The organism is Henriciella litoralis (assembly GCF_002088935.1).
In the GTDB taxonomy this organism is placed as follows: Bacteria; Pseudomonadota; Alphaproteobacteria; order Caulobacterales; family Hyphomonadaceae; genus Henriciella; species Henriciella litoralis.
This window is the reverse complement of record NZ_NCSS01000004.1, coordinates 147,873-171,519: the sequence shown is the minus strand read 5'-3', so window position 1 is coordinate 171,519 and position 23,647 is coordinate 147,873. Positions and strand designations below refer to the sequence as shown.

The 23,647-nt window shown below is 58.2% G+C and carries 22 protein-coding genes and 1 pseudogene; 18 read left to right on the top strand and 5 right to left on the bottom strand.

Annotated features, from left to right (window positions below; translation table 11 throughout):
* The first annotated feature begins 6 nt into the window (after positions 1-6).
* Positions 7-660 carry a redoxin family protein gene (locus B8783_RS00840; RefSeq protein ID WP_084418319.1) on the top strand — a complete coding sequence of 218 codons (654 nt, stop codon included), beginning with the start codon at positions 7-9 and terminating at the stop codon, positions 658-660.
* Positions 661-711: 51 nt separating this feature from the next.
* Here B8783_RS00840 and B8783_RS00835 read toward each other — a convergent pair whose 3' ends face one another.
* Entirely contained in the window at positions 712-1,239 is a 528-nt protein-coding gene (locus B8783_RS00835) for a hypothetical protein (protein WP_084417884.1), read from the bottom strand.
* A gap of 103 nt (positions 1,240-1,342) precedes the next feature.
* Between B8783_RS00835 and B8783_RS00830 the strand changes: the two genes are divergently transcribed.
* From B8783_RS00830 to B8783_RS00815, 4 genes are all read left to right on the top strand, one after another.
* The gene (locus tag B8783_RS00830) at positions 1,343-3,010 is read left to right on the top strand and encodes a peptide ABC transporter substrate-binding protein (RefSeq protein ID WP_084417883.1); all 1,668 of its coding nucleotides are present in this window, start codon (positions 1,343-1,345) and stop codon (positions 3,008-3,010) included.
* Between the two features lie 25 nt (positions 3,011-3,035).
* A complete protein-coding gene (locus B8783_RS00825) occupies positions 3,036-4,136 on the top strand; it encodes a DUF3667 domain-containing protein (protein ID WP_084417882.1) in 1,101 nt (366 codons plus the stop codon).
* A 204-nt stretch (positions 4,137-4,340) separates the two neighbouring features.
* Positions 4,341-7,397 (top strand): TonB-dependent receptor domain-containing protein, encoded by a 3,057-nt coding sequence (locus B8783_RS00820; RefSeq protein WP_084417881.1) that lies wholly within the window; start codon positions 4,341-4,343, stop codon positions 7,395-7,397.
* A gap of 106 nt (positions 7,398-7,503) precedes the next feature.
* Positions 7,504-8,238: an RluA family pseudouridine synthase gene (locus tag B8783_RS00815; protein WP_084417880.1), complete on the top strand. Its 735-nt coding sequence runs from the start codon at positions 7,504-7,506 to the stop codon at positions 8,236-8,238.
* A gap of 131 nt (positions 8,239-8,369) precedes the next feature.
* Here the strand turns inward: B8783_RS00815 and B8783_RS00810 are convergent, their stop codons facing one another.
* From B8783_RS00810 to B8783_RS00795, 4 genes are all read right to left on the bottom strand, one after another.
* Positions 8,370-9,578 carry a PQQ-dependent sugar dehydrogenase gene (locus tag B8783_RS00810; protein WP_084417879.1) on the bottom strand — a complete coding sequence of 403 codons (1,209 nt, stop codon included), beginning with the start codon at positions 9,576-9,578 and terminating at the stop codon, positions 8,370-8,372.
* An 80-nt stretch (positions 9,579-9,658) separates the two neighbouring features.
* Complete coding sequence (locus B8783_RS00805) at positions 9,659-10,729, bottom strand: phosphotransferase (protein WP_169711663.1); 1,071 nt, start codon at positions 10,727-10,729, stop codon at positions 9,659-9,661.
* A complete protein-coding gene (locus tag B8783_RS00800) occupies positions 10,722-11,087 on the bottom strand; it encodes a nuclear transport factor 2 family protein (RefSeq protein WP_084417877.1) in 366 nt (121 codons plus the stop codon). Before B8783_RS00800 ends, B8783_RS00805 begins: the two co-directional genes overlap by 8 nt.
* 4 nt (positions 11,088-11,091) lie before the next feature.
* The gene (locus tag B8783_RS00795) at positions 11,092-12,321 is read right to left on the bottom strand and encodes an FAD-dependent oxidoreductase (RefSeq protein ID WP_084417876.1); all 1,230 of its coding nucleotides are present in this window, start codon (positions 12,319-12,321) and stop codon (positions 11,092-11,094) included.
* A gap of 167 nt (positions 12,322-12,488) precedes the next feature.
* Between B8783_RS00795 and B8783_RS00790 the strand changes: the two genes are divergently transcribed.
* From B8783_RS00790 to B8783_RS00735, 13 genes and pseudogenes are all read left to right on the top strand, one after another.
* Complete coding sequence (locus B8783_RS00790; protein ID WP_084417875.1) at positions 12,489-12,878, top strand: fluoride efflux transporter FluC; 390 nt, start codon at positions 12,489-12,491, stop codon at positions 12,876-12,878.
* Positions 12,875-13,870: an RluA family pseudouridine synthase gene (locus B8783_RS00785; protein ID WP_084417874.1), complete on the top strand. Its 996-nt coding sequence runs from the start codon at positions 12,875-12,877 to the stop codon at positions 13,868-13,870. The genes B8783_RS00790 and B8783_RS00785 overlap by 4 nt, the downstream gene beginning before the upstream one ends.
* 144 nt (positions 13,871-14,014) lie before the next feature.
* Positions 14,015-14,704 (top strand): HAD-IA family hydrolase, encoded by a 690-nt coding sequence (locus B8783_RS00780; RefSeq protein WP_084417873.1) that lies wholly within the window; start codon positions 14,015-14,017, stop codon positions 14,702-14,704.
* 36 nt (positions 14,705-14,740) lie between these two features.
* The gene (locus B8783_RS00775; protein ID WP_084417872.1) at positions 14,741-15,415 is read left to right on the top strand and encodes a hypothetical protein; all 675 of its coding nucleotides are present in this window, start codon (positions 14,741-14,743) and stop codon (positions 15,413-15,415) included.
* 104 nt (positions 15,416-15,519) lie between these two features.
* Positions 15,520-15,663 carry a hypothetical protein gene (locus B8783_RS18430; RefSeq protein WP_169711662.1) on the top strand — a complete coding sequence of 48 codons (144 nt, stop codon included), beginning with the start codon at positions 15,520-15,522 and terminating at the stop codon, positions 15,661-15,663.
* Between the two features lie 169 nt (positions 15,664-15,832).
* On the top strand, positions 15,833-16,276 hold the full coding sequence (locus tag B8783_RS00770) for a hypothetical protein (RefSeq protein ID WP_139792182.1): 444 nt from the start codon (positions 15,833-15,835) through the stop codon (positions 16,274-16,276).
* A 51-nt stretch (positions 16,277-16,327) separates the two neighbouring features.
* On the top strand, positions 16,328-17,056 hold the full coding sequence (locus B8783_RS00765) for an ATP12 family chaperone protein (RefSeq protein ID WP_084417870.1): 729 nt from the start codon (positions 16,328-16,330) through the stop codon (positions 17,054-17,056).
* 53 nt (positions 17,057-17,109) lie between these two features.
* Complete coding sequence (locus tag B8783_RS00760) at positions 17,110-17,739, top strand: hypothetical protein (RefSeq protein ID WP_084417869.1); 630 nt, start codon at positions 17,110-17,112, stop codon at positions 17,737-17,739.
* A 238-nt stretch (positions 17,740-17,977) separates the two neighbouring features.
* Positions 17,978-18,703, top strand: a complete 726-nt coding sequence (locus tag B8783_RS00755; protein ID WP_139792181.1) for a hypothetical protein — start codon at positions 17,978-17,980, stop codon at positions 18,701-18,703.
* 127 nt (positions 18,704-18,830) lie between these two features.
* Complete coding sequence (locus B8783_RS00750) at positions 18,831-20,363, top strand: acyl-CoA carboxylase subunit beta (protein WP_084417867.1); 1,533 nt, start codon at positions 18,831-18,833, stop codon at positions 20,361-20,363.
* A 315-nt stretch (positions 20,364-20,678) separates the two neighbouring features.
* Positions 20,679-22,265, top strand: a complete 1,587-nt coding sequence (locus B8783_RS00745; protein WP_169711654.1) for a hypothetical protein — start codon at positions 20,679-20,681, stop codon at positions 22,263-22,265.
* 173 nt (positions 22,266-22,438) lie between these two features.
* Positions 22,439-22,540, top strand: a pseudogene (locus tag B8783_RS18800) (hypothetical protein); the annotation flags it as partial.
* Positions 22,541-22,755: 215 nt separating this feature from the next.
* Entirely contained in the window at positions 22,756-23,469 is a 714-nt protein-coding gene (locus B8783_RS00735) for a hypothetical protein (protein WP_084417864.1), read from the top strand.
* Positions 23,470-23,647: the final 178 nt, after the last annotated feature.

Here is a 23,647-nt window from a genome sequence, read left to right as displayed (position 1 = left end):
TATCGCATGTTCAAGATTACCCGCAGAAACGTTGGTCTGGCCTCAGGCATGGCGGCCGCCGTTGCGCTGAGCGCCGGGGCGCTGATCGCCTTTTCCGCAGATGCCAGCCCAGCTGCAGAAGTCGGCATGGCCGCGCCTGACTTCTCCGGGACGACGAGCGTCGGCGAGACGATTTCCCTGGCAGATTTTGCGGGCAAGACCGTTGTTCTGGAATGGACCAATGATGGCTGTCCGTTCGTGCAGAAGCACTATGAAACCCCGCCGGCCAACATGCAGACGCTGCAGAGCGAAGACGCGGCGGGTGATGACATCATCTGGCTGCAGATCGTTTCTTCGGCGCCCGGCAAGCAGGGCTATGTCGATGGCGCAGAAGCTGAGGAGATCAATGACGGACGGGGCGCGAGCCCGGATCATGTCATCCTTGATCCGTCCGGCGATATTGGTCGCCTTTACGAGGCCAAGACGACCCCGCACATGTTCGTGATCAAGGCGAACAGTGAGATCGCCTATGCGGGCGCGATCGATTCGATCGGGTCAGCGCGGGTCGCCGACATTGAGAAGGCAGACAATTACGTCCGCGCCGCCCTCCAAGCCATTGAGGCAGGTGAGCCGATCAAGGTCGCCTCATCCAAGCCGTATGGTTGCGCAATCAAATACTGAAGGCGTGAGGACCGAGGCGCTCACAGATGCGAAGCGCCCCGGCCGGTCTGATTATTGAACGCGTTTCACGCGGAACATGACGCCATCGTCCATCTTCATCATATAGCTTCCAAACGAAGCTTTCTTGATCAGCGCCATTTCTGCGCCCCGACGCGAGGAGTAGTAGACCCTCTTGTCGTCAATCTGTTCCCAGATCTGTCCGTTATCGAGATAGATGAGGAAACGGCCGCGAAGCGTCTCGTCGACCTTTTTGATAGGGATCTGGACCTCTTTCAGAGTCGTGTCCTTATCGCCATTGCCGAATTTCGGCATTGTCAGTTTCGGCAGGCTTGGCATCGAAAAACCGAACGTATCGCGTTTGACGTTCTCGACCTGCTCGCGGGTCACCGTGACTACTTCACCGGTTTCTTCCGCTGCCTTCAGGCGCCCAACGGCCGAGTCATAACACTCTAGCCGCTGTGCATCGTCGGTAAGATCCACGCAAGCATAGACCGTTGACGTAGAAATATCCGTCGTTTGGGCAACTGTTGGCAGGGTTATGCTTCCCAGAAGGCCAATCGTGAGCAATATGTGCCGCATTATATTCATCTCCCGCTCAGGCTTGTTGCGCTCTCTTTCCAAGACCGCGCTCGTCTGAAACAGTATGGCGGGACGTTACACCAAGGGAAAGTCACAGACACACATGATGAATTCTTTCAAACGGACACTCTTCGCCGCCGGTTCGGCCGGCCTTCTCTTGACGCTCGCTGCTTGTGGCGGCGGCGGTGGCAGTAGCAAAGGCGGTGATGAAGCGCAGGTTCTACGCCGCGGTATTTCGGCAAAGGTCGATACGCTGGATCCGCACCGCTCTTCCGCGCAGTGGGAAAACATCATCATCGGCGACATGTTCATTGGCCTGACGACGGCAGCGGCGGACAATGAAGTTATCCCCGGCATGGCTGAAAGCTGGGAGACGAGCGAAGATGGCCTGACCTGGACGTTCAAACTGAAAGAAGATGCTGTCTGGTCCGATGGCGAACCGCTCACGGCTGAAGACTTCGTCTATGCTTTCCGCCGCATTCAGGACCCGGCCATCGCCTCGCAATACTCCTCGCTTCTCTACATTGTGAAGAATGCGGCCGAGGTGAACTCAGGTGATCTTCCGCCGGAAGAGCTTGGCGTGCGTGCCGTGGATGAGCACACCTTCGAGATCACCCTAGAAGAGCCAGCGCCTTATCTGCTCGGCCTGCTAACCCATTACACGACCTATCCGGTGCCAAAACACATCGTCGAGCAGTATGGTGAGGCCTGGATCCAGCCTGAGAACATCGAGGTGAACGGTCCCTACAAACTCGCCTACTGGCGCACGGGCGACCAGCTCGTCACCGAGAAGAACCCGCTCTGGGAAGGCGCCGATGAGCTTTGCTTTGATCGTGTCGCCTATTTTGAGATCGAAGACGCGGCGGCCGTCGAGCGCCGGATCGAATCGGGCGAACTGGATATCAATAACGGCTTTGATGGTGGACGTACGCAGGAGCTGGAAAAGCGCTTTCCGGGCTGGGTGCGCACAACGCCGGGGCTGATCACGACCTATTGGACGCTTAACTCCAGCCAGGAGCCGTTTACCGATGTGCGCGTTCGCAAGGCGCTCGCTATGGCGCTGGACCGCGAATTCATCGTCGATAAGGTGCTGACGCCCGGCTATGTGCCAGCTTACTCCTTCGTCCCACCGAAGATGAGCAATTATAATGTTGAGCGGCCAGAAGTGAGCTTTGCGGACATGTCACGCGAGGAACGGCTGGCTGAGGCCAAAAGCCTTCTTGAAGAGGCCGGCTATGGCCCGGACAATCCGCTGAAGTTTGAGTTCATTCACCGCTCAACCGACGACAATCCGAAGGTTGCGCCTGTCGCCCAGGCGAACTGGAACGAGATTGCGCCATGGGTGAATGCCGAAATTCTGCGTCAGGACACCAAGGTGCTGTATGCGCGCCTTCGCCAGAGCGACTTTGAAGTTGCAGACGGGGCGTGGGTCGCTGATTTCGATGATCCGATCAACTTCCTCTACCTGCTTGATTCGACCACCGGCCAGCAGAACTATGGCCGCTACAACAATCCCGAATATGACGCTCTGCTTCAGCAGGCCAGTCGGGAGCGTGACTTGCAAGCGCGCGCTGAAATCTTCGCCGAGGCGGAAAAGCTGATGCTGGAAGATTACCCGATCACGCCGATGTGGGTGCAGGTTACCAAGAACCTGGTCGATCCGACCCTCACGGGTTGGGAAGAGAATGCGCAGGACCAGCACCGTTCTCGCTGGCTGTGCCGCGCTGAGGCTGCCGACGCTTCGACAGCGGATGCGTCGCCGGAAGAATAGGGGAGCCTGAAGGGGCTAGGGGAAAATGAGTGCTGAAATGGAAACGGCCGCCGCCGCTTCGGTTGGCGGGCTTTCGGCGGGTGGCAAGTCAGACCTTTCCGGTCAGCCTTGCCGCAATTGCGGCGAGCTTGTCGCCAAGCGGCACTGTCCGGTCTGTGGGCAGCTGGCGGCCAGTTTCCATCGGCCTTTCCTCGGGCTGATCATCGATACGATCTCAGACAGTTTCGCGCTGGATGGACGTATCGCGAAAACCCTCCCGCTTCTTTTCTTCAGGCCGGGACGGCTCAGCCGCCGCTATAGCGAGGGCAAGCGTGCGCGTTATGTGCCGCCTTTCCGCCTGTTCCTGCTGTCCAGCCTGATCTTCTATTTTGTCGTGTTCCTGTTTGCCGACCGGGCCGGCTGGATCGACGAGATTGTGCAAGTGGGCGAATCTGGCCGCGAGGCCAGGATCGAGGTGACGGACGAACAACTGGGCGCCCTGCGCGAACGGCTGGCGAACGCCGAGACCGAAGTGGAGGCAGATACGCTTCGCCGCTTGCTTGAACAGGCGGAAGGCCTTCGAAACGCTGAAGCTGCCGTCGATGCCGCCACCATTGGCGTTCAGGACGAAACCGTGGCGATGGACGCTGGCGCATCAGAGGACGCCGCGCCGTCTGACGAAGAAGACGCGCAGGGGGCTGCGAGCAGCAGCAGCACAGGCGAGGCTCTGGAAAATGCGGCCAGACGCGTGGCTGATAATCCGCGACTTTTCTTTGCGGCGATCGAATCCTGGGCGCCGCGACTCAGCCTGCTTTTCGTGCCGATGACGGTGCTCGCGCTCTCGATCCTGTATGCCTGGCGACGAAAATACTACATCTACGACCACGCCATCCACGCTCTGCATCTGCACACATGGATGTATATGATGGCGACAATTGCCTTCCTGGTGTCCCCCTGGTTGGGGGGCTGGGCGCCGGGTCTGTTGTTCCTCATTTTGCCCATCTACGTCGTGCTCAGTTTCCGGGGCGCTTATGGCTCTGGATATGTCACTGCCTTCCTCAGATTCCTGTTCCTGAGCTTCGTCTGGCTGATAGGGGCAATTTTCCTGTTTACCTCGGTGCTGATCGTCAGCGCTCTGTCGGTGTAAAAAGAAACCGGGGTAAAATTTACTAATTTTGGGGCTCAGAGCGGCATTGTGAGACAACTTCGCAACAGTCGTTGAAGAAGTTGTTACTTCAGTGTCACTTTTGATTGACCAGTTGAATTCTCAAACATTACGTCGTGTCCATGCCGTATCCTCAGGGGGCGCGGCTGCCAATTGGCATGTGAGAGTTAATTTGGAGGTTCCATAGTGAACGGGAAATTTTTTAAGACCCGCCTTCTTGCCTCGTCCGTAATCGCGGGCGCTGCATTTACATTCGGCGGTACTGCCATTGCGCAGGGTCAAGATGAGCCAGCAGTTGCGCTGGATTCGTCTGTTGAAGACAGCACCGCGCGTCAGGAAACTGTAACGGTTACCGGTACGCGTATCGGTCAGACCAACCTGTCGTCGCCAGTTCCAGTTTCGCAGTTCGACGCTCAGCAAATTGAGCTGACCGGTGCTGTGAACACTGCAGAAATCCTGCGGACCCTTCCAGCAGCTGGTGTGTCAGGCCTGACATCCACCAACTCGAACTTCACGACAACTGCTTCGGGTATCAACACTGTTGATCTTCGTAACCTTGGTGAAGACCGTACGCTGGTTCTGGTTAACGGCCGCCGTTTTGTCGCTGGTCTTCCTGGTTCGCAAATCGTCGACTTCAACCAGATCCCGACTGACTTCATCGAGCGTATCGACGTCATCACTGGTGGTGCATCGGCCGTTTACGGTTCCGACGCGCTCGCAGGTGTTGTCAACCTGATCCTCAAGGACGACTACGAAGGCTTCTCCTTCTCCGCACAGACCGGCATGGCCGAAGCTGGCGACCTTGAGAGCTATCGCGCAACGATGACGGCAGGTGCCAACTTCGACGAAGGTCGCGGTAACGCAGTTGCTTCTATCAGCTGGAGCCGTAACAACGGTTCGTTCTTCCGTAACCGTACAGGCCAAGGCGTGGACGACCTTTCGTTCGCGGCTTACACCGGCGACCCGGCCGATGTCCTTTACAATGCGTCCGAGTATTTCGGCGCGCCACGTTTCTCTTCGTTCTCCGAGCGCGGCCGCTTCTTTGGCGCCGGCGTTGGTAACGGTACCTTCGACGAAACCACTGGCACCTATCGTGCGTTCAGCAGCGGGACCGACGGCTTTAACCGCCAAGCTTTCCGCGCACTGTTCACGCCAACCGAGCGGATCACTGCATCGTCTGTGATCAACTATGAGCTGGCACCTTGGGCGAATTTCTTCACGGAAATCAACTACGCTTCGACCGACACGCGCGCTGAGCTCGAGCCATTCCCGCTTTCTTATGAAGACGTGTATGGTGGAGCGATCCAGTGTGGTGATCTCGACAGCAACGCTGCGACGGCGCCAACCTGTATCAATGGTGCCCCAATTCTCGGCGCTTTTGTTCCAGAAGCCCTTCGCAATCAGATCCGCGCTGCCAACCCAGGCATTGCTGACGAAGACCTGAAGTACGCCTTCGTTCGTCGGACCACGGAAGTTAACATCCGTTCGGCCAACAACACACGTCAAACGGCACGTATCGTGGCAGGTTTCGACGGTGAGTTCGAAAACGGACTTGCGTACGAAACCAGCTTGAACTGGGGCCGCACCACGCAGAACCAGGAATCTACTGGTCAGCTTGACGTTCGTGCGTTTGCTGCAGCGCTCGACACGACCGTCGTCAACGGTGAGGTCGTTTGTGCTGATCCAGAACAACGTTCGCTTGGTTGTGTGCCAATCAACATCTTCGGCAAGGGCAGCATCACTGATGACGCCGCTGCATGGGTTCGTGCTGATTCGAAGTTCGATGCTGAAATCGAACAGACCGTCTTTAACGCATTCATCACCGGTGACTCGTCGCTGGCAGGCTTCTCCCTTCCAGGTGGCCCTGCGGCTTTCGTGCTCGGTTACGAATGGCGTAGTGAATCGTCTTCGGAAATTCCGGACGCGCTTTCCCAAAGCGGTCTGAATGGCGGTAACGTCACTCCGAAAACGATCGGTAGCTTTGAAGTCGACGAAATCTTCGGCGAACTTAAACTGCCTATCCTGGCAGACGCTCCATTCGCTGAAGAGCTCACGGTGAACCTTGCTGCTCGTGCATCCAACTACTCCACAGTTGGCGACACGTTTGCCTGGTCCTCGAACATCGACTATCAGCCAATCTCCTCGCTGCGTTTCCGCGCTTCTTACTCCGAAGCTGTTCGCGCACCGAACATTGGTGAAGCCTTCTCCGGTCTCGGTGAAACCTTCGCGACTGTTTCCGATCCTTGTGACGGCGTGTCGATCGTTGGTGGCACACCAGCCAGAAACGGCGTCACGACCGGTGATGATGGTCGTATCGCAAGCATCTGTGCGGCTGACCCACTCGTTGCGGCCCGTATCGCTCGTGACGGTTCGTTTGATCTGACGCTCGCTGAACGTCAGGGCACAGGTGGTTTCGTCGGCGGCGCAATCGCTGGCGGCTTTGACCTCAAGGAAGAAGAAGCTGAAACCTTCACGATTGGTTTTGTCTTCAATCCGGACTTCAACAAGTGGCTCGAACCACTCGCGATTTCGGTCGACTACTTCGACATCGAAATCACCGACGCGATTGGTACGTTGGGTCGTCAGACCTCGCTGAACCGCTGTTATGGTAACGGTGATGATACGGTTACGACCTTCGATCCGACCAGCACGTTCTGTTCGAACGTTGTTCGTTTCCCAGTCGGCCCGTCGCTCGGCGCAACGGATCAGGTGAACTCGTTCACGCAGAACCTCGCGTCTATCAAGACGTCCGGTATCGACCTGCAGGCTAGCTACACGCTGGATATTGCTGACATGTTCGGCTCTCAGACGGATTACGGTATCCTTGGCTTCTCGGCCAACTATCAGTATCTCGACGAGTATTCGAGCGAAGCCTTCCCAGGCGACGGTTTCTCTGACTCCGTGGGCGACCAAGGTCTGTCCGAGCACGAAGGTCTGTTCGGTGTAGTGTACGACTACGGTCCAGTTACGCTGGCCCTCGACACCACCTGGATTGGCGAAACGTCTGACGACTACGGCTTCCTGTCCACAGACTTCGAAATCGGTAACAAGTTCTTCACCGACGTTCAGGCTCGTTACCGTGTTGCTGACACGATGACCCTGGTGTTCGGTGTGGACAACGTCACTGACGAGTTCGTCTACACCGGTGTTGGCCTTGTTGGTGGTACCGGCCAGTACACGAACGACGCAGTCTATGACTCGCTCGGTCGTCGCTACTACGCCGGCTTCCGTCTCGACTTCTAATCGACGGTTCAACCGAAAAGTATTTGGGAAGGGCGGCCTCTTGGCCGCCCTTTTCTTTTGTCCGGAAGATTGCGGTCCGGGCGCCTCGCGCGCTAAGAGCGCATGCATGGGCCGCAACAGACCAATTCCTCACATCAAGCCAGAAGATGCGGATTTCATTCGCTCGCTGGTGATCCATGAGGATGATCAAATTCTGGCCTTCAACAAGCCGTCCGGCCTCGCCGTCCAGACCGCGGGTGGCCGGGGGCAGTCTGTCGACTTCCTGCTCTGGGCCTTTGCTAAATCGAATGGGAAGCGGCCCAAACTTGTGCACCGGATCGATTCCGGCACATCGGGCGTACTCATCGTCGCGCGCACGCAGCCTGCAGCGGCAGCCCTGTCCGAACAATTTGCCAGACGTACAGCCCGCAAGACTTATCTCGCGCTGGTCGGCGGTGACATCCCCGCAGAAACGTCCGGCACAATGGACCAGGCTTTGCTGAAAGTGCCTTCGGACCGGGGCGGACGGGAGAAAATGGTGCCTTCATCCGCTGATACGCCAAAGGCGCAGACGGCGCGGACCGACTGGACCATCATTGCGCGGTCTGGGGCCCATGCGCTCATCCGGGCAAAGCCCCGCACAGGACGGATGCACCAGATTCGCGCGCACATGGCCGCGCTCGGATGTCCGATTCTCGGGGACCGGATTTACGGGACTGGCAAAATGTCTGCCGACAGGTTGATGCTCCACGCACAGCAGCTTGAGCTGAAGCATCCCGATGGAAGTGACCTGACCCTGGAAGCAGGTGCGCCACCGGACTTTCTGGAAAAAGCCAGTTCGCTCGGCCTGGAAGTGGCGTAGTTGGCCGGGTCCGCTCGCTTGAGCCAAGGTTCAGGACCATATCGCGTGCCAATTGCGACAGCCCAAAAGGCAAAGAAAGGGCCCCCTGGTCGTCACCGGGCGGCCCTATCAATTCAGTTGAGCGGCGAGGTTTAGCCAGCAGGCGTCAGCTTGATCAGCCGGCCGCCCGGATCATCCTCCAGCACATAGATCGCGCCATCCGGGCCTTGTTCCACCTCGCGGATGCGCTTGCCCCATTCAAAGCGTTCGGCTTCGGTTGCGGTTTTTTCCATTGTCTTCGATTTGCCGCCAGCGCCCTGATTGTCGAGCGGGGTTTCCTCAAATTCGACACGGATCAGCGCCTTGGATGAGAGGCCGCCGATAAAGGCGTCGCCGTCCCAGTCAGAGAACATGTCACCATCATAAATGATCAGACCAGCCGGGCTGATCACAGGCGTCCAGGAAACGGCAGGGTTCTCATAGATCGGATGGTCTTCGTGATTTCCGAAGAACTGTTTGCTATTATAGTGCTCGCCATTCGACACGATCGGATAGCCGTAATTCTCGCCCTTCAGGATGAGGTTCAGCTCATCGCCGCCTTTCGGGCCCATCTCGTGCACCCAGAGATCGCCATCAGCATCAAAGGCGACGCCCAGCATATTGCGATGGCCGAGCGACCAGATCGTATCGGTCACGCCGCCGCTGCCATAGAATGGATTGTCGGAAAGAGGTTCGCCATCGGGAGTGACGCGGATCGTCTTGCCAAGGTTCATGTCCATATTCTGCGCCGGGCTGAATTTCTGGCGCTCGCCTGATGTGATGATCAGATTGCCATCCTGCGCAACGGCGATCCGATGACTATAGTGGCCATTGCCAGGCACTTTCTGGGACTGCTCCCAGATCCGGTTGACCTCCGACAGCATGCCGCCTTCAGGTGTCAGGGAGAGGAGGGCGGTGTCGACCACCGCGCCGCTAAGGGAATCGTCTTCCGGGTTACGCTCGACATAGGAGAGATAGACGACGCCGCTATCATCGCCGAAGTCCGGACCGACCACGATGTCGCCAAGCCCGCCCTGTCCGCGTGCAGTGACTTTCGGCACATTCTCGATCTGGCCGAGCTTTTTGCCGTCCGCGTCCAGTAGCCAGAGGTCGCCATCCTGTTCGGTGACGAGCGCGCGGCCATCCGGCAGGAAAGCCATCGCCCAGGCGCCATCAAAGGTTTCGAGCGGGGTGGCGGTCAGCTCGGTATCGGCAGAGCCGGTGACCGTCATGGACTCGGCGGACTGCGCAGATGCGCAGAGGCCGATGGCGGCGGAAGAGGCGGAAACAAGAAGCAATCGGGAGAAAAATCTGGGGGACATGAGAGCCTTTCTGGGTCTGATACGTGCGGTCCGCACGCTCTGGTTTACCCTTTAAGACCTAGTCTGGTTCCCCGCGGCGGCTAGTTGAACCAGTCGAGCGCGTCATGATCAGCGATGAGATCGACCGCACCGTTGGCCATCCGGAAGAACATGTCATCCCCTCGCGGAGTTTGCGTCACCAGCATTGCGGCAAAGAAGGCCGTGAAGAAATGCTGGTACGCCCCAGCGACATAATGGGGGAGGAAAATATCGCGTGAGTAGTCATCCGCGCCGAGCGTCGACATTTTCGAGAGGTAGAGGTCCAGAAGCTCGCTCTCATGGGCGCGGCGCGTTTCAGGGTCGATCGCGCCTGCGATGAAATAGCCGACATCCGCGCCGCCCGGGCCATAGCCGAATGACTGCCAGTCAACGACGGTGACGGGTTTGTCCGGATCGGCTGGATTGAACATCATATTGTCTGGCCGGAAGTCCGAATGGATGAGGCATTTCGGGCCTTCGCGAGCATCATTATAGCCGTCGAGATTGCGGCTCATCGCATCGCCGACTTGTCTTGCCTGCGGCGTGACGCGGGACCCGTATCGGGCCTTGAAGCCATCCCAGAGCTGCACAACCAGCTCTGGCGGGATCGGGTCAGGCGCATTTCTGGTGTTCATCACCCAGCTAAAATCATCGAGCTTTTCATCCTGCCAGAAGGCCGAATGAAGTTTCGCCGCTTCATCAAGGACAAGCCGCGTCTGGTCCAGCGTGACGCCCGCCAGCTGGTCGCCCTGCTCGGCGGGCGCAAGATCGCTCATCATCAGGACGAAATCGTGCGTCTCCTCATTCACATCGGTGAAATAGCAATGCGGCGTCGAGATTCGCGCATCCGGCTGGAGCAGCTGGTAGAACTTCACCTCGCGGTGATAATTGCCAAGCTGCACGCCTGTCGCGCGGCTTTCAGCGCCCTCGGACGGGAACTTGCCGACAATCGTCGCTGGCGCGTCTGGCGGGGCTGAGGCGTAGTCCAGCCTGAACCGAACACAGTCACCAATCTGGCCTGTGCCGACCTTGCCCGCCTCAAACGCGCTGACCTTCGCGTCAACGCCGCCGGCCTGCAGAGCCTCGCTCAGCCAGGCCGCGTCGATGTCTTTCCACTCGCGAATATCAGGCATCTTGCGGCTCGCCCAAGGGATGCACATAGACCTCATTATGCTTGATCAGGCCATGCTCCAGCAGCACCAGATCAAAGCCGCGCATCTTTCCCTCGGCGCCATTTTCGCCGATCTCGCAATACCAGCGTCCGCAGAAGCCGCCCTCGATGGCCCAGACCGTTTCCGGCGTGTAGGTCATCGGCGGGGTCGAGGCGAAGAGAGTGGTGAGGTAGCCGCGCAGCGCCTCGCGGCCCTCAAGACCGGCGGTTGTCTGCGGATCCTTGTAGACCGTGTCGGCGCTATAGAAGCCCACCAGCCTGTCGACATCCTTGTCGGTCCAGGCCTGAAGCCAGTCGGCGTTGAATTTCTCAATATCCATGGACTTACCCCTGTAGGACGCGGTCGCGGTGCGCATCGGTGAACACTTCAGCCGGCACGCTTTCCGGCCCGCCCATGATCGCCGCGCCATGCATCCCGAGCGTCGGGTCAGCTGCGCTGCGCTCATGATAGCTTTTGCGGCGCGCGCGGGCCTCATCGCCAAACTCCATATCGAGCGCAGCTTGTAAGTGACCGGCAAAGCGCAGCCGGCGCATCCGCTCGGCCCGTTCGCTCGCATAGGATGAGAAGTCGGGCGTTTTGCCCTTGGGCGTCGCCTTCAGAATGTCTGAGACGATCCGTACATCGCGATAGGTGATCGACAGGCCAAGCCCGTTGATCGGATCATTCCAGCCGGCCGCATCGCCGATCAGCACCGCGCCCTCGGCAAAAGGCTCATCGGTCCAGCTATCATTGTTGAAATAGGAAAGAAGCGGCCCGGCCGGCGTGCCGTCGGCGATCGCCCGATTGGCGGGAGCGCAATTCATCCTGAAACTGTCGAGGAATTTTCGCGCGCCATCCTCACCGGCAAAGCGGCCCTTTTCTGCGAGGGGATAGCCCCCATAGACGCGCACTTTATCTCCGCCCTGCGGAAACGCCAGAAAGCCGAACTGCCCCTCAGTGCCGATCGCCTGGCGCGACGGGTCCCAGCCCTCGACGCCCTCGACCAGCAGGCCCGCAAACCAGTGATGCGGCTTGTCCTGATGCAGCTTGATCCCGGCTTGCTTGCGCGTCGGCGACATCCGCCCTTCGGCGCCAATCACGAGTGCGGCGTGCGCGGTGTGTTCGGCGCCGTCATGATCATAGGTGACAGTGGGCGAAGCACCGAGCTCGATATTCGTCACATTGACGCCGCGCAGCGCCGCCGCGCCGCATCGCACCGCTTCATCGAACAGCGTCTGGCAGTGATGTGGATGACCAATCGTGAGCGGGCCGGGCACGTTCTCCGCGAAGATATTGAGCGGCATGGCCGTCGTTTCTGCCGCATCCGGATCGCGGCTTTCATCATAGGTCACGTGCGAAGTGATGTGGTGGCCGCCCGCCTCCATCAACAGGTCATATAGCCCAAGCCGCCGAACTTCTGCGACGCCCCATGGCGCGATCCACTCGCCGCGCACACGGTCTTCATAGCTTGTAGATTTTTCGAGCAGCAAAACGCTGGCGCCGGATTTTGCCATGGTTGCGGCCATCGCAGAGCCGCCGATCCCGGCACCGACGATAACTAGATCGTAGGTCATGTTTCCTCCTGATCGTCTCTTTGCGGACGTTGAATGCAGGCGAGCGTATCGGTGCGTCTAAAGCTGGCAAGAGGGGACGCCGCGTCAGGCGCCATGTTAAATTGCTATCAGCTCGCGTGCGCGCAGCCCTATCACTGTTGGGATATTCGCAGTAAGGGAGCGGCATTATGAACGGTTTTCTATACGTAGCTCTCGGCGGCGCCATCGGCGCGAGCCTGCGTCATGGCGCTGGCCTTGCGACGGTACGCCTTGGTCTTTTGGGTTGGCCGTGGGCGACCTTCTTCGTCAATCTGCTGGGCAGCCTCCTGATGGGTTTGCTGATCGGCTGGATGACGTTTCGCGGTGAGACCCTTGCCGGCGGACAGGAAACACGCCTGTTTCTGGCGACGGGCCTGCTTGGCGGTTTTACGACCTTCTCGGCCTTCTCGCTGGAAGTTGCCCGCTTCGTTCAGGAAGACCAATGGCCAAAGGCGTTTGCCTATGCTGGCCTGTCGGTGGTGGCGGGCCTCCTGCTCGTGATGGCCGGCATGATGATAATGAGAAAGTTTTTCGCATGAACTCCCAGGTTATCAATGAGACTGTCAGCCCGAAGGAAGAGGGCGTGCGCCTTGATCGCTGGGTCAAACGCCGCCTTCAGGTGACGCAGGGCCAGCTGGAAAAGCTGCTCCGCTCGGGCCAGATTCGTGTCGATGGCGGCCGGGCGAAAGCCAATACGCGCCTCGAAGCCGGCATGGTCGTGCGCCTGCCGCCCGTCCATCAGCAGACCGCTGAGGAAAAGCAGGCCTACAAGCCCGGCAAGCTGACCTCCCGCGATCAGGACTTCATGCGTGAAATGGTCGTCTATGAAGACGATGAGATGTTCGCGCTGAACAAGCCCGCTGGCATCGCCGTCCAGGGCGGCACCAGGCAGGGCGGTCGTCATATTGATGGCTTGCTGGACGCTCTGTCCGACGGCGAATATCGCCCGAAACTGGTTCACCGCCTTGATAAGGAGACCTCTGGCCTGCTGCTGATCGCCAAGCATCCGGCTGCTGCGGCGAAGCTTTCCGATCTGTTCCGCTCACGCGACATGCAGAAGGCCTACTGGGCCGTCACGGTTGGTGCGCCAAAACCGGCGGCCGGTCAGATACGCTGCTGGATGGCCAAGGGGCAGGGGCCGGAAGGCCGCGAACGCATGGTGCACGCTGCGCAAAATGATGAAGGCGCGCGCCATTCCATCACAGACTATATCACAGTGTCGCAAGCAGCTCAGAAGGCAGCATGGGTTGCGCTCCGCCCGCAGACGGGCCGGATGCACCAGTTGCGCTTTCACATGCATGAGCTTGGCACGTCCATTCTCGGTGACGACAAGTACGTCACCGGGCGTGAAGTGCCGCAGGGCGTCGCCAGCGGATTGCACCTGCACGCGCGCGCCTTGCTCATCCCGCGTGCCAACAAGAAACCGCTTCTCCTCAAGGCGCCGCTGTCGGGCCATATGAAAGAGACGTTCAAGACACTCGGCTTTCTGGAAGCCGAGGCGGGCAACGATCCGTTTGAGCTGTTTTTGTAGAATGGCCTGCGCGAATGCCCCCGCGCCGCAGATACCTGCGAAGGCCGGTGCCCATGACGCAGCATCGCCGTCTCTTGGGGTTTCGGGCCGCATACTCTGGACCCCTGCCTGCGCAGGGGTCGGCGGTTCGTGGGAGGCGAGCGCATGACAGACCTCAAACTCGCCATCTGGGACATGGATGGCACCATCGTCGACAGCCGAGACGTGATTCAGACGGCCATGTGCCGCGCCTTCGTGGCCTGCGGCTTGCCGGAACCGGCCTATGATGACTTGCGCAAGACGGTAGGGCTCGGCCTACATGAAGTCTGCAGCACGCTGGCGCCGGACTATCATGACATTCCGGCCCTCACCGAAGCCTACAGACAGGCCTTCGTTGCCCGGCGAACCGAAGAGAACTTTGTCGAGCCGCTCTATGATGGCGCGATCGAGACGCTCGACCGGCTGGCCAATGAAGGCTGGCTGATTGCCATGGCGACCGGCAAGTCGCATCGCGGCATCCGCGCCATCTTCGAGATGCATCCGCTGGAGCAGTATTTCGACACGATCTGGTGCGCCGATGACGGCCCCGGCAAGCCGCACCCTTTCATGGTGCAGCAGGCCATGGACGCGCTCGGCTGCGAGCCGCATCAAAGCCTCATCATCGGCGATGCCATCCATGACATTGCGATGGGCCGGAATGCTGGCATTCACACGATGGGCGTTAGCTGGGGGTTCGGCGAGGCGGGTGAATTGAAGGCGGCCGGGGCGCATGAGGTGCATGATGAGTTCACAAGCCTGAATCAGGGCCTCGATAAATTTGGCCGGTCTGTTCAATCTCCGATTGTCTCAACCTGAGGGCGCGGCTAGCCTGACGTCTGGAGGAATTCTCAAATGGCCAGACGACAACGCAGTCCCATTCAGAAAGCCCGGCGGGCCGCACTCGCTGAGGCAGAAGCCAGCCGTCCCGACACAGAGGATTTGAAGCTGGAGCGGGCGGTTCAGACGCTCAAGGTCATCGAGATCAAAAGGCGGGTCATCCAACAATGCAGCCGGAAAATTCCATGGGCCATGGTCGGCACCGGGTTGGCGGCCATTCCGATGGCGATCAGCGTTGCTCTGATTTCGCCGCTCGGCATCTTCATCTTCGGTGCGATATTTTCGGGCGCGCTGTCCCAGCTTGTCGGCCCGTTGGGGGCGATGACAAAAAGGTCCAGCACGCGCCAAGAGTTACCGGCGCTCATCGACACACTGCAAAGTGAAGTGAAGGCGCTGTCCAACGCGCGGATTTGTGTGTTCGGCGTTTTGCCATCGACCAAAAGGGGGCTGGTCACCGGGCCGTCCATGCATCGGCTTGACGCAGAGCTGGTTGGCAAAATCGACGCGAACGGACGCCTTCCAATCGGGGATTATGTCCAGCTTGGTATCGCTTTCGCCCGCAATCCCGGTGATCAATTGGTCTTTGAAGACCAGAGTATCCGCAGGCTCGACTGGGTGTCCTATGCGCGTGAAAAGAAGATTTCAGACGCCGATATGCACGGGGCCATTTCGCGTATTTTGACGGCGTAATGGACCGCGCTGCGGACCATCTCAAAAAAATGTCCAAAATGTAAGGAACCACGCGCGGTGTGTAACGTTGGACTGTTGAGAGACTAATTCAAAAGGGGAATCTCATGAAAAAGACTTTTCTAGCTCTGCTCATCGGTATGGGCGCAATTGGCGGTGTCGCAGCTTGTGAAGACAATGACGGCCCAATGGAAGAAGCCGGGGAAAACCTGGATGAAGCAGCGGACGATATGGAAGACGCTGTCGACTAGACGTCTGAACTGATCAGAATAATGAATGGGCCGATCCTCGAAAGAGGGTCGGCCTTTTTCTGTAGTGCGTTGAAGTATATGCATTAAATGCAGTTTTTATGGATCGATTTCCCCCAAGCTGCGTTGGCTAATCAGACAGATCGAAAACAGCCGAAAAGGACAGAGGCCCGTGAAACTCAATATCGACCATGTACTGATGGGAATTGCCGTCGCACTGATCGGAGGCGGGTTTCTTGCTCTGTCGGCACACTCATCCACTCAGGATGAAGGGTTAGCGTCGAATTTTACGTCTTCGGACAAAGTGACCTTCGATACCAATTTTAAAGCTGCGAACGGCCAATGCGATGTGGGCCTCGCCAAGCATGGCATCTGCTTTGAGCCATCGCCTCTGGAGCAGCGCATCGAGCTTGGTGAACCGTTTCCGGAAAACATGTTCCCGCTGGCAATTGAATGGAGAGCGGGCCTCGCGCTGGATCAAAAAGCGCCTGACCTCAAGACCGTTCGCGTCGGCCAGACACTTATCCTGATGGATCGCGAAACGCGGACCGTTATCGACATGCTGGATGTCGGCCCGCAGCAAAATGCTGAAACCGAGGCCGTCACAGCCGGTTAGGACAGTCTGACATCTTTCCCTGATGCGCCTCATGGTGCAAAGGCAGACGAGATGACACAGCAATCTCAAAAACAATCGCAACTGCCGCGCCGCTTTTATAAGACGGCCAGCGCCTGCGCGCATGAAGGCAATTGGCGCGTCGAGCTGGATGGGCGGCCCGTCAAGACGCCTGCAAAGAACGAATTGTCGTTTGCGTCGCAGGACCTCGCGGCCCTCGTCGCCAGCGAATGGTCGGCGCAGGGCGAGCATATCGATCCATCCACCATGCCGCTGACGCGATTGCTGAATGTCGCCATAGACCGTGCGCCGCTCACCCGGGACGCCATGGCGGATGAAATCGCCAAATATGCAGAGACCGATCTGGTCTGCCATCTGGCCGAAGGTCCAACCGAACTGCGTGAGCGCCAGGATGCAGGCTGGCGTCCTTGGCGCGACTGGGCCGGCCGTGAGCTTGATATTGTGCTCGTGCCGGTCGAAGGCATCATCGCCTCACCGCAGCCTGCCGCTTCGCTGACCGCTGCGCGGGCGCATGCTGCATCGCTCGATGACATTTCGCTGACGGGACTGACCTGGGGCTGCGCCCTGTTTGGGTCGGCCGTGCTCGCTTGCGCTGTAGAACGCGGCGCGCTGAAGGCAGATGAGGCGTTTGAGCTGTCCCGCATCGATGAGGCCTGGCAGGTCGAGCAGTGGGGCGAAGACGAAGAAGCGATGGATGCCCTCTCGCGCCGCCGGAAAGATGCCCAGTCTATCGGGAAACTATTTGCCGCGCTCAGTCGTTGATTGTTTGGCGGGGATGAAATGTCCGCTGACACTTTGAAAGCGGGAGATCCGAAATGAAATTCTCAACATACTGCGCACTCGGCGCGATTGCCGTGACACTTGCCTCTTGCGGGCCTGACACACCAACCGATCCGGCGCCGATCACACCTCCAGAAAACGTGACGTCAGAAATGGTGCCGGGTGCCGACGCTGTTGATGGCGTGTCGATAGGTGATGCAGAGCCAACCCAGTCGGCGGCCGCAGAGACTGCTGGCTGCACAAGTGTCGATGCAAACGGGTTTTGCGGCGTCGAATTTGGTATGACCGCCGAAGAGGCGAAAGCGTCCTTCGAGGGCACGCTCTACGGCGAAGCAACCGAGCCGAGCTGTTATTCCTTGCGCGCCAATGAGAACAATTACGACCGCGCCTTCATGATATATGAGGGCACGGTCCAGCGTGTTGATGTGCTGGACCCTGATGTGAAACTCGGTGAGATCGGCATCGGAAACACACTGGAAGAGGCCGAGGCGGCGTTTGAAGAGACGTCCCGGTCACCAAACAAGTATGACTTCGACGCAGAAGACCTTACCGTCACGCTGGACGACGGCGCCAAGGCGGTCTTCGAAAGTGATGCAGACGGCACGATAATTGGATGGCGCGTTGGCATCGAGCCAGCCGTAGACTTCGTCGAAGGCTGTGGCTGATTGTCAGGCTGGATAGAATGACATCAGGGGCTCGCTTGTTTCGCGAGCCCTCATTTTTTTACCTGAACAAAGCGCGCCACTTCGTTCAGAAAGCCTGACTTCTGCTGCTGGTCAGCTTAAATGCGTTCATTTAATCCGTTGAAATTAAACGTATAAACTTTCTGAACGGTTTCCGAACGGGGCGGTCATGCGGGGTTCCATACCCTCATGATTATCTGGGCTCATGATAAATCGCATCATGACGACCCGGGTGGCAGCGCTGGCTTTTGCGGCAATCCCACTCACTGCAGCTCCAGCTCTGGCTGATCAACCTTCGTGGAAACCAGCGACGTCGACATCGGGTCTTTCCCTGTCGATCGGAGATGCGTCCTTCTATGTCTCGACAGGCACGAATAGCTGGAGAGGCCGCGACGGTCGCAGCTATAGCCGTAGCCGCTACGGCCAGAATCCCTGGGAAGCCCGCCAGCTTCGTCGGTCGGCCGTCGAATCCTGCGCAGCATCGATTCAGCGCCAGGGCTACCGCGTCGGTTTCCGGGATGTGGATATCGATGACGACATTCGCGTTCAGCAGACCGGCCGCAACAGCTTCACTATTCGTTTCGAGGATGTTGAGTTCGAAGGTCGCCGCCGCGAGCTGGAACGGGATATTTCCTGCAGCGTGGCCTATGGCAACGTTGTCGCGCTCCATGGCATCCCGCAACCTGGCAGCCGTGGCTATGGCTACCGTCAGGGCTCCCACCACAATTACGGATATTCGGGCCGACCATCCTGGGGTCAACACGGCTACACGACCTATAGCGGCTACAGCTATGGATCCAGCAATAGCTACGGTCATCCGACCTACACCTCCAAAGCGTCCACCTATGGCGGGCGCAGCGAGGGCCACTCCCACGACAGAAGTGATGACCGTGGCGGCAGGGATGACAGGGACCATCGCGACCGCGATGGACGGCGCGGCCACTAGCGTCTGACGTGTTCAAAAACTGAAAGGTGGGCGGGTTGTCTTTGCGGCAACCCGTCCTTTTTCTTGCGTCCTGCGCCTCATCGCGTATCAAGTGCAACGCAAGGCAAAGACTGATGGAGTACCCTTCATGAAAGACGTGATCGAAGCGCTTGAGGCGAAACGCGAAGAGGCCCGTCTCGGCGGCGGACAGAAGCGGATCGAACGCCAGCACGAAAAAGGCAAGCTCACCGCGCGCGAACGCGTCACTATGCTGCTCGACGAAGGCTCGTTCGAAGAGATGGACATGTTCGTGGAGCACCGCTCTCACGATTTTGGCATGGAAGAACAGCGTATTCCGGGCGATGGCGTGGTGACCGGCTTCGGCACGGTGAACGGCCGCCTCGTCTACGTCTTCTCCAAGGACTTTACCGTTTTCGGCGGTTCGCTCTCCAAGGCGCAGTCTGAGAAGATCGTGAAGGTTCAGCGCATGGCCGCGCGCAATGGCGCACCGGTCATTGGCATCTTTGATGCTGGCGGCGCGCGCATCCAGGAAGGCGTTGATTCGCTGGCAGGCTATGCCGACATCTTCATGGAGAACGTTCTCTCCTCAGGCGTTGTCCCGCAGATCTCTGTCATCATGGGCCCTTGTGCCGGCGGCGACGTCTACAGCCCCGCCATGACCGACTTCATCTTCATGGTGAAGGATACCTCGTACATGTATGTGACCGGCCCGGACGTGGTCAAAACCGTCACCAATGAGGAAGTCACCCACGAAACGCTCGGCGGCGCCTCCGTCCACGCGAAGAAGTCTGGCGTCGTCGATGGCGCGTTCGAGAATGACATTGAGGCGCTCGTCCAGATGCGCCGCCTGATTGACTTCCTGCCCCTCTCAAACCGTGAGCAGCCGCCCGTGCGGCCAAGCTTCGATGACCCTGAGCGCATTGAGCCAAGCCTCGACACGCTGATCCCGTCCAATCCGAACACGCCTTACGACATGAAAGAGCTGATCGAGAAGACGGTGGACGAGGGCGACTTCTTCGAAGTCAGCCCTGATTTCGGCGCCAACATCATCTGCGGTTTTGGCCGTATGGAAGGCTCCAGCGTCGGCATCGTGGCCAACCAGCCGATGACGCTCGCCGGCGTGCTCGACATTGATAGCTCCCGCAAGGCGGCCCGTTTCGTGCGCTTCTGCGACTGCTTCAACATTCCTGTCGTTACCTTCGTCGACGTGCCGGGCTTCATGCCGGGCACCAAGCAGGAATATGGCGGCCTCATCAAGCATGGCGCGAAGCTGCTCTTCGCCTATGCCGAAGCCACCGTGCCAAAAGTCACCGTCATCACCCGCAAGGCCTATGGCGGCGCCTATGATGTGATGAGCTCCAAACACCTTCGCGGCGACGTGAACTATGCCTGGCCAACCGCCGAAATCGCCGTGATGGGCGCCAAGGGCGCGGTTGAGATCATCTTCCGCAAGGATATCGGCGACGCCGACAAGATCGCGGCCCACACCAAGATGTACGAAGACAATTTCGCGAACCCCTATGTGGCCGCGAAAAAGGGCTATATCGACGACATCATCATGCCCCACTCAACCCGCCGCCGCATCGTAAAAGCGCTGCGCACCCTCCGCGGCAAAGAGCTGGAAAACCCCTGGAAGAAGCACGATAATATTCCGCTTTAGATTTCGAACTGATCGGACGGAGACGAACCGGCAGAGGGCTTTGAGCGTAAACAGAAAAAAGCGCTTAGAGCCCGTCGATGCGCCGTCCGCATAGATCGAATGGAAGCGCCGCCCCGATGCCGATCTAAAAAGAAAAAGGGGGCTCACCACCATTTTCGCAGCATTTGGTTCTAGACCAAAAATAGAAACTGCGATTTTGTCCGCCCTAAGGTTATGTAAAAATCAAGGGGTAGCGTAATGATGAGCCACAATCGTTTCCGTTCGAGCGCGAGCAGAATAATATTAGCCCTCGCTTTGGGGGTAGGCGCGCTTTCATTGGCAGGATGCGGTGGCGGCTCGTCCGGTGGCGGAGGAACGCCAAACGGCGGACCGCCTCCTCCTCCGCCGCCCCCACCGGGGAACGGAGGCCCGGACATCCGGATAGAACTGTCCAGCAACCCCGTTCTCGAGCAAAATATCTTTGTCATCGACACGTTCGATACGACGGACCCGGACGGCGATTCTTTCAACATAACGCTACGCCAGACCTCTGGCCCTGCTGCCGAGCAGCTGGAAGATGTGAACGCCTACGCCACCAAATGGCGTGCGCCTGATATCACGACGAACACGACCGCCACGATGGTGTTTGAAATTCGCGCTGAAGACTCTCGCGGTGCGGTGAGTACAAAATCTGCGAACGTTCAGCTGCGGGGTTTTTCTGGCCCCGGCCGCCCGGTCGCCCTTCTGGATCAAGGCGCACGACTGGAAGTCGGAAATATCGGCACCACTTTTTCTGAGGTCTTTGCGTCTGTGCCTGCGGTTGCCGGAAGTCCGAACAATCCCCGAGATCTGGTTCTATTCGGCGAAGACACAACAAAAGGCTATTTTGACTATTCCAGAACGGACCTGGCAACGGTTGAGCCATCTTTTTCCGGCATCGCCCAGATCGTTCCGAATGGTCTGGGTTTCAACGGTGTTGAGGCGCCCAATCAGTTTGTTGTCGTCGAAGAGGGCGCCAACAAAATCAGCCTTGTAAATTCAGATCGGAGCGTCGTACCAGGCGGTACATTCCAGCTGGCCGACAGCTTCGCAATTGACCAGCCCTGCTACTTCGAGGGGCGGACAAATACCGGGCAAGACTTCGGCTGGGTCGGGCAGCGCGATAATGGACTGGCGGTCGTACGTATCACGCCGGACAATTCCAGTTCATCCAACCAATTCGACAGCGAAGTGATTTTCGATCTCAATTCCGATCGGTCTCTATGCCACATTTTCCCGACTGAATTGCCTGCGGACGTCTACACGAAAGACCCTTTCGACGAGTCGAACTTCAGCCCGCTGATCGCTGTCGATTTTGATTCAAATGAGCTGGTCCTCTACGGCGATACGGATGAGACCCAGGAATATGTCGAACTGACAGCAATACCGCTCCAGACAGAAACGACGGAGCAAATGACCATTGTCGACGTCCTGTCCTTCGGCTCGCCAAGCCTGAAGCCCAGATACATGGTCGTACTGCTGACGGATGGGAAAGATGGCGGTCAGCAGCGCCTGATAATGGTGAGCCAGGACAATAGCAGCGAGGAGATATCGCAGGAAACATTCGCCTGGACGGGCGGCGTACCGGTCGGTTTGGTCCAGGGCGCGTTTGTGGGCGTGAGGCCGGCAGACCAAAAGCGCCTCGATCTTGTGGTCGTCACGGAGTCTGGTCAGGCGATGGTGTTTGAGAACACGCTGGCCGAAAATCAGGGGGTCGGAGAAGTGCCAAGCTTTGCTGAACCAAAATCATTCGCAATTGAGCCGGGTGCGGGCTCGGCTGCGACAGCTAAGGATGATAATTTCAGTGACAATGTCGTGATGGTTGCAAATCCGGGAAGCGGAGTGGTCCGCGTTTACAAGCCTGTCGACCTTGTTTCTCAGTGATTGAATGCCTTCGTTTAGGGGCGGGTGGACCAGCGGCAGCGTTTGAACGCCGCGTGGCTCATCCGCTGACGGGGCAAGCCCTGAGAAAACACCGCAGTGCCCCCGCTTTCGGGAAGGATAGCGCAGAAGCTTCCCCACCCCTCCATTTCAGCCTCATATGGCTTGGACACCATCTACCCCACTCAACCCGCCGCCGCATCGTAAAAGCGCTGCGCACCCTACGCGGCAAAGAGCTGGAAAACCCCTGGAAGAAGCACGATAACATTCCGCTTTAGGGCAGACACAGTTCACGATTGATCTCGACTTGTAGGTGTCGCTGATGATGAAGCCTGTGCGCCGCTAGCTGGCTTCAGAAGGTTTGGCAAAGCTGACGTCGTGGCGCTGAGGGTATTGGCGGCCGAATGTCAACTTGCCCTGAGATCAGGTTCGGGCGAAACAAGGGCACGCACATAACTGAAACACCTAGCATTTCTAGGCAGGGGACGAGCCAATGACCGATGAGCCTATTGGCCGAGATGAGCAATCCAAAGAGGGTAAAAATCATCTAGCTGAGCTGCAAAAGAGTGAGGCAGCGCTGGAAGCCAAAGCTTCGATGTCGGAATCCCAACTCAAGGAAATTTCGGAGAAATTGAAGCGTAATCAGGATGCGCTTGAAAACTATCTAGAGAAAGCGTTCGTACACTCTGTCGACGACACCACTTACTGGATGCGGACATGGATAACTAGTGTGTCGGTTGCGAGTGGTGCACTAGCCGCGGCAATGGGGTCTACAATACTTGCAGGCCAAGAATTTCCCGATTCAGTGCCAATCTTACGCATGGCACTGTTGAGTCTTGCTTTTTCAGGAGTGGCTCCGGTTGCGCTAGCGTTGAGGAGTTCTTTCGCCTCTAATTGGTTCTTCCAAAGGAAATTGAACGTCGGCGACGAGGCCGCCAGCGATTTACCTTTAAAGAGAGTTGCTAGGTGGCGTAATATGATGGGGTTGATCGCAGCTGGGCTAGTTGCGTCATCGCTCGGCCTTCTCTCTTGGTGTCTTCTGCTCATCGCGCTTCATGCCCCAGAAATCACCAAACTTCGCGATGAGGTAGTCGCCTCAACCGTAGATTCTGGCGATCAGTATTCCAACGAAGTCTCGGCTTCAGCTGCCATTGATGACCACCCAGTCCCTGCACATCGGGATCAAGGCAATACACCCCCCGAATGAGCAGAAATGAGGAACCTAAATACATGCGGCGCGACGGAAGTTTGGGTCCACTTTAATTCCTTTTAGTTTCTTGGCTGGAATCGTTTGGAAGCTTCTCAGCAGCACTCAACGTTTGGTTTTTGCTCTTCCTCGTTGGGCTGGCGGCGGTCGTACCAATCTCAAATCCAGATCGCACACC

Excerpts from the sequence above, each read along its gene's own strand:
- B8783_RS00840 (WP_084418319.1), top strand. The coding sequence starts at position 7 with ATGTTCAAGATTACCCGCAGAAACGTTGGTCTGGCCTCAGGCATGGCG.
- B8783_RS00835 (WP_084417884.1), bottom strand. The coding sequence starts at position 1,239 with ATGCGGCACATATTGCTCACGATTGGCCTTCTGGGAAGCATAACCCTG.
- B8783_RS00830 (WP_084417883.1), top strand. The coding sequence starts at position 1,343 with ATGATGAATTCTTTCAAACGGACACTCTTCGCCGCCGGTTCGGCCGGC.
- B8783_RS00825 (WP_084417882.1), top strand. The coding sequence starts at position 3,036 with ATGAGTGCTGAAATGGAAACGGCCGCCGCCGCTTCGGTTGGCGGGCTT.
- B8783_RS00815 (WP_084417880.1), top strand. The coding sequence starts at position 7,504 with ATGGGCCGCAACAGACCAATTCCTCACATCAAGCCAGAAGATGCGGAT.
- B8783_RS00810 (WP_084417879.1), bottom strand. The coding sequence starts at position 9,578 with ATGTCCCCCAGATTTTTCTCCCGATTGCTTCTTGTTTCCGCCTCTTCC.
- B8783_RS00805 (WP_169711663.1), bottom strand. The coding sequence starts at position 10,729 with ATGCCTGATATTCGCGAGTGGAAAGACATCGACGCGGCCTGGCTGAGC.
- B8783_RS00800 (WP_084417877.1), bottom strand. The coding sequence starts at position 11,087 with ATGGATATTGAGAAATTCAACGCCGACTGGCTTCAGGCCTGGACCGAC.
- B8783_RS00795 (WP_084417876.1), bottom strand. The coding sequence starts at position 12,321 with ATGACCTACGATCTAGTTATCGTCGGTGCCGGGATCGGCGGCTCTGCG.
- B8783_RS00790 (WP_084417875.1), top strand. The coding sequence starts at position 12,489 with ATGAACGGTTTTCTATACGTAGCTCTCGGCGGCGCCATCGGCGCGAGC.
- B8783_RS00785 (WP_084417874.1), top strand. The coding sequence starts at position 12,875 with ATGAACTCCCAGGTTATCAATGAGACTGTCAGCCCGAAGGAAGAGGGC.
- B8783_RS00780 (WP_084417873.1), top strand. The coding sequence starts at position 14,015 with ATGACAGACCTCAAACTCGCCATCTGGGACATGGATGGCACCATCGTC.
- B8783_RS00775 (WP_084417872.1), top strand. The coding sequence starts at position 14,741 with ATGGCCAGACGACAACGCAGTCCCATTCAGAAAGCCCGGCGGGCCGCA.
- B8783_RS18430 (WP_169711662.1), top strand. The coding sequence starts at position 15,520 with ATGAAAAAGACTTTTCTAGCTCTGCTCATCGGTATGGGCGCAATTGGC.
- B8783_RS00765 (WP_084417870.1), top strand. The coding sequence starts at position 16,328 with ATGACACAGCAATCTCAAAAACAATCGCAACTGCCGCGCCGCTTTTAT.
- B8783_RS00760 (WP_084417869.1), top strand. The coding sequence starts at position 17,110 with ATGAAATTCTCAACATACTGCGCACTCGGCGCGATTGCCGTGACACTT.
- B8783_RS00755 (WP_139792181.1), top strand. The coding sequence starts at position 17,978 with ATGACGACCCGGGTGGCAGCGCTGGCTTTTGCGGCAATCCCACTCACT.
- B8783_RS00750 (WP_084417867.1), top strand. The coding sequence starts at position 18,831 with ATGAAAGACGTGATCGAAGCGCTTGAGGCGAAACGCGAAGAGGCCCGT.
- B8783_RS00735 (WP_084417864.1), top strand. The coding sequence starts at position 22,756 with ATGACCGATGAGCCTATTGGCCGAGATGAGCAATCCAAAGAGGGTAAA.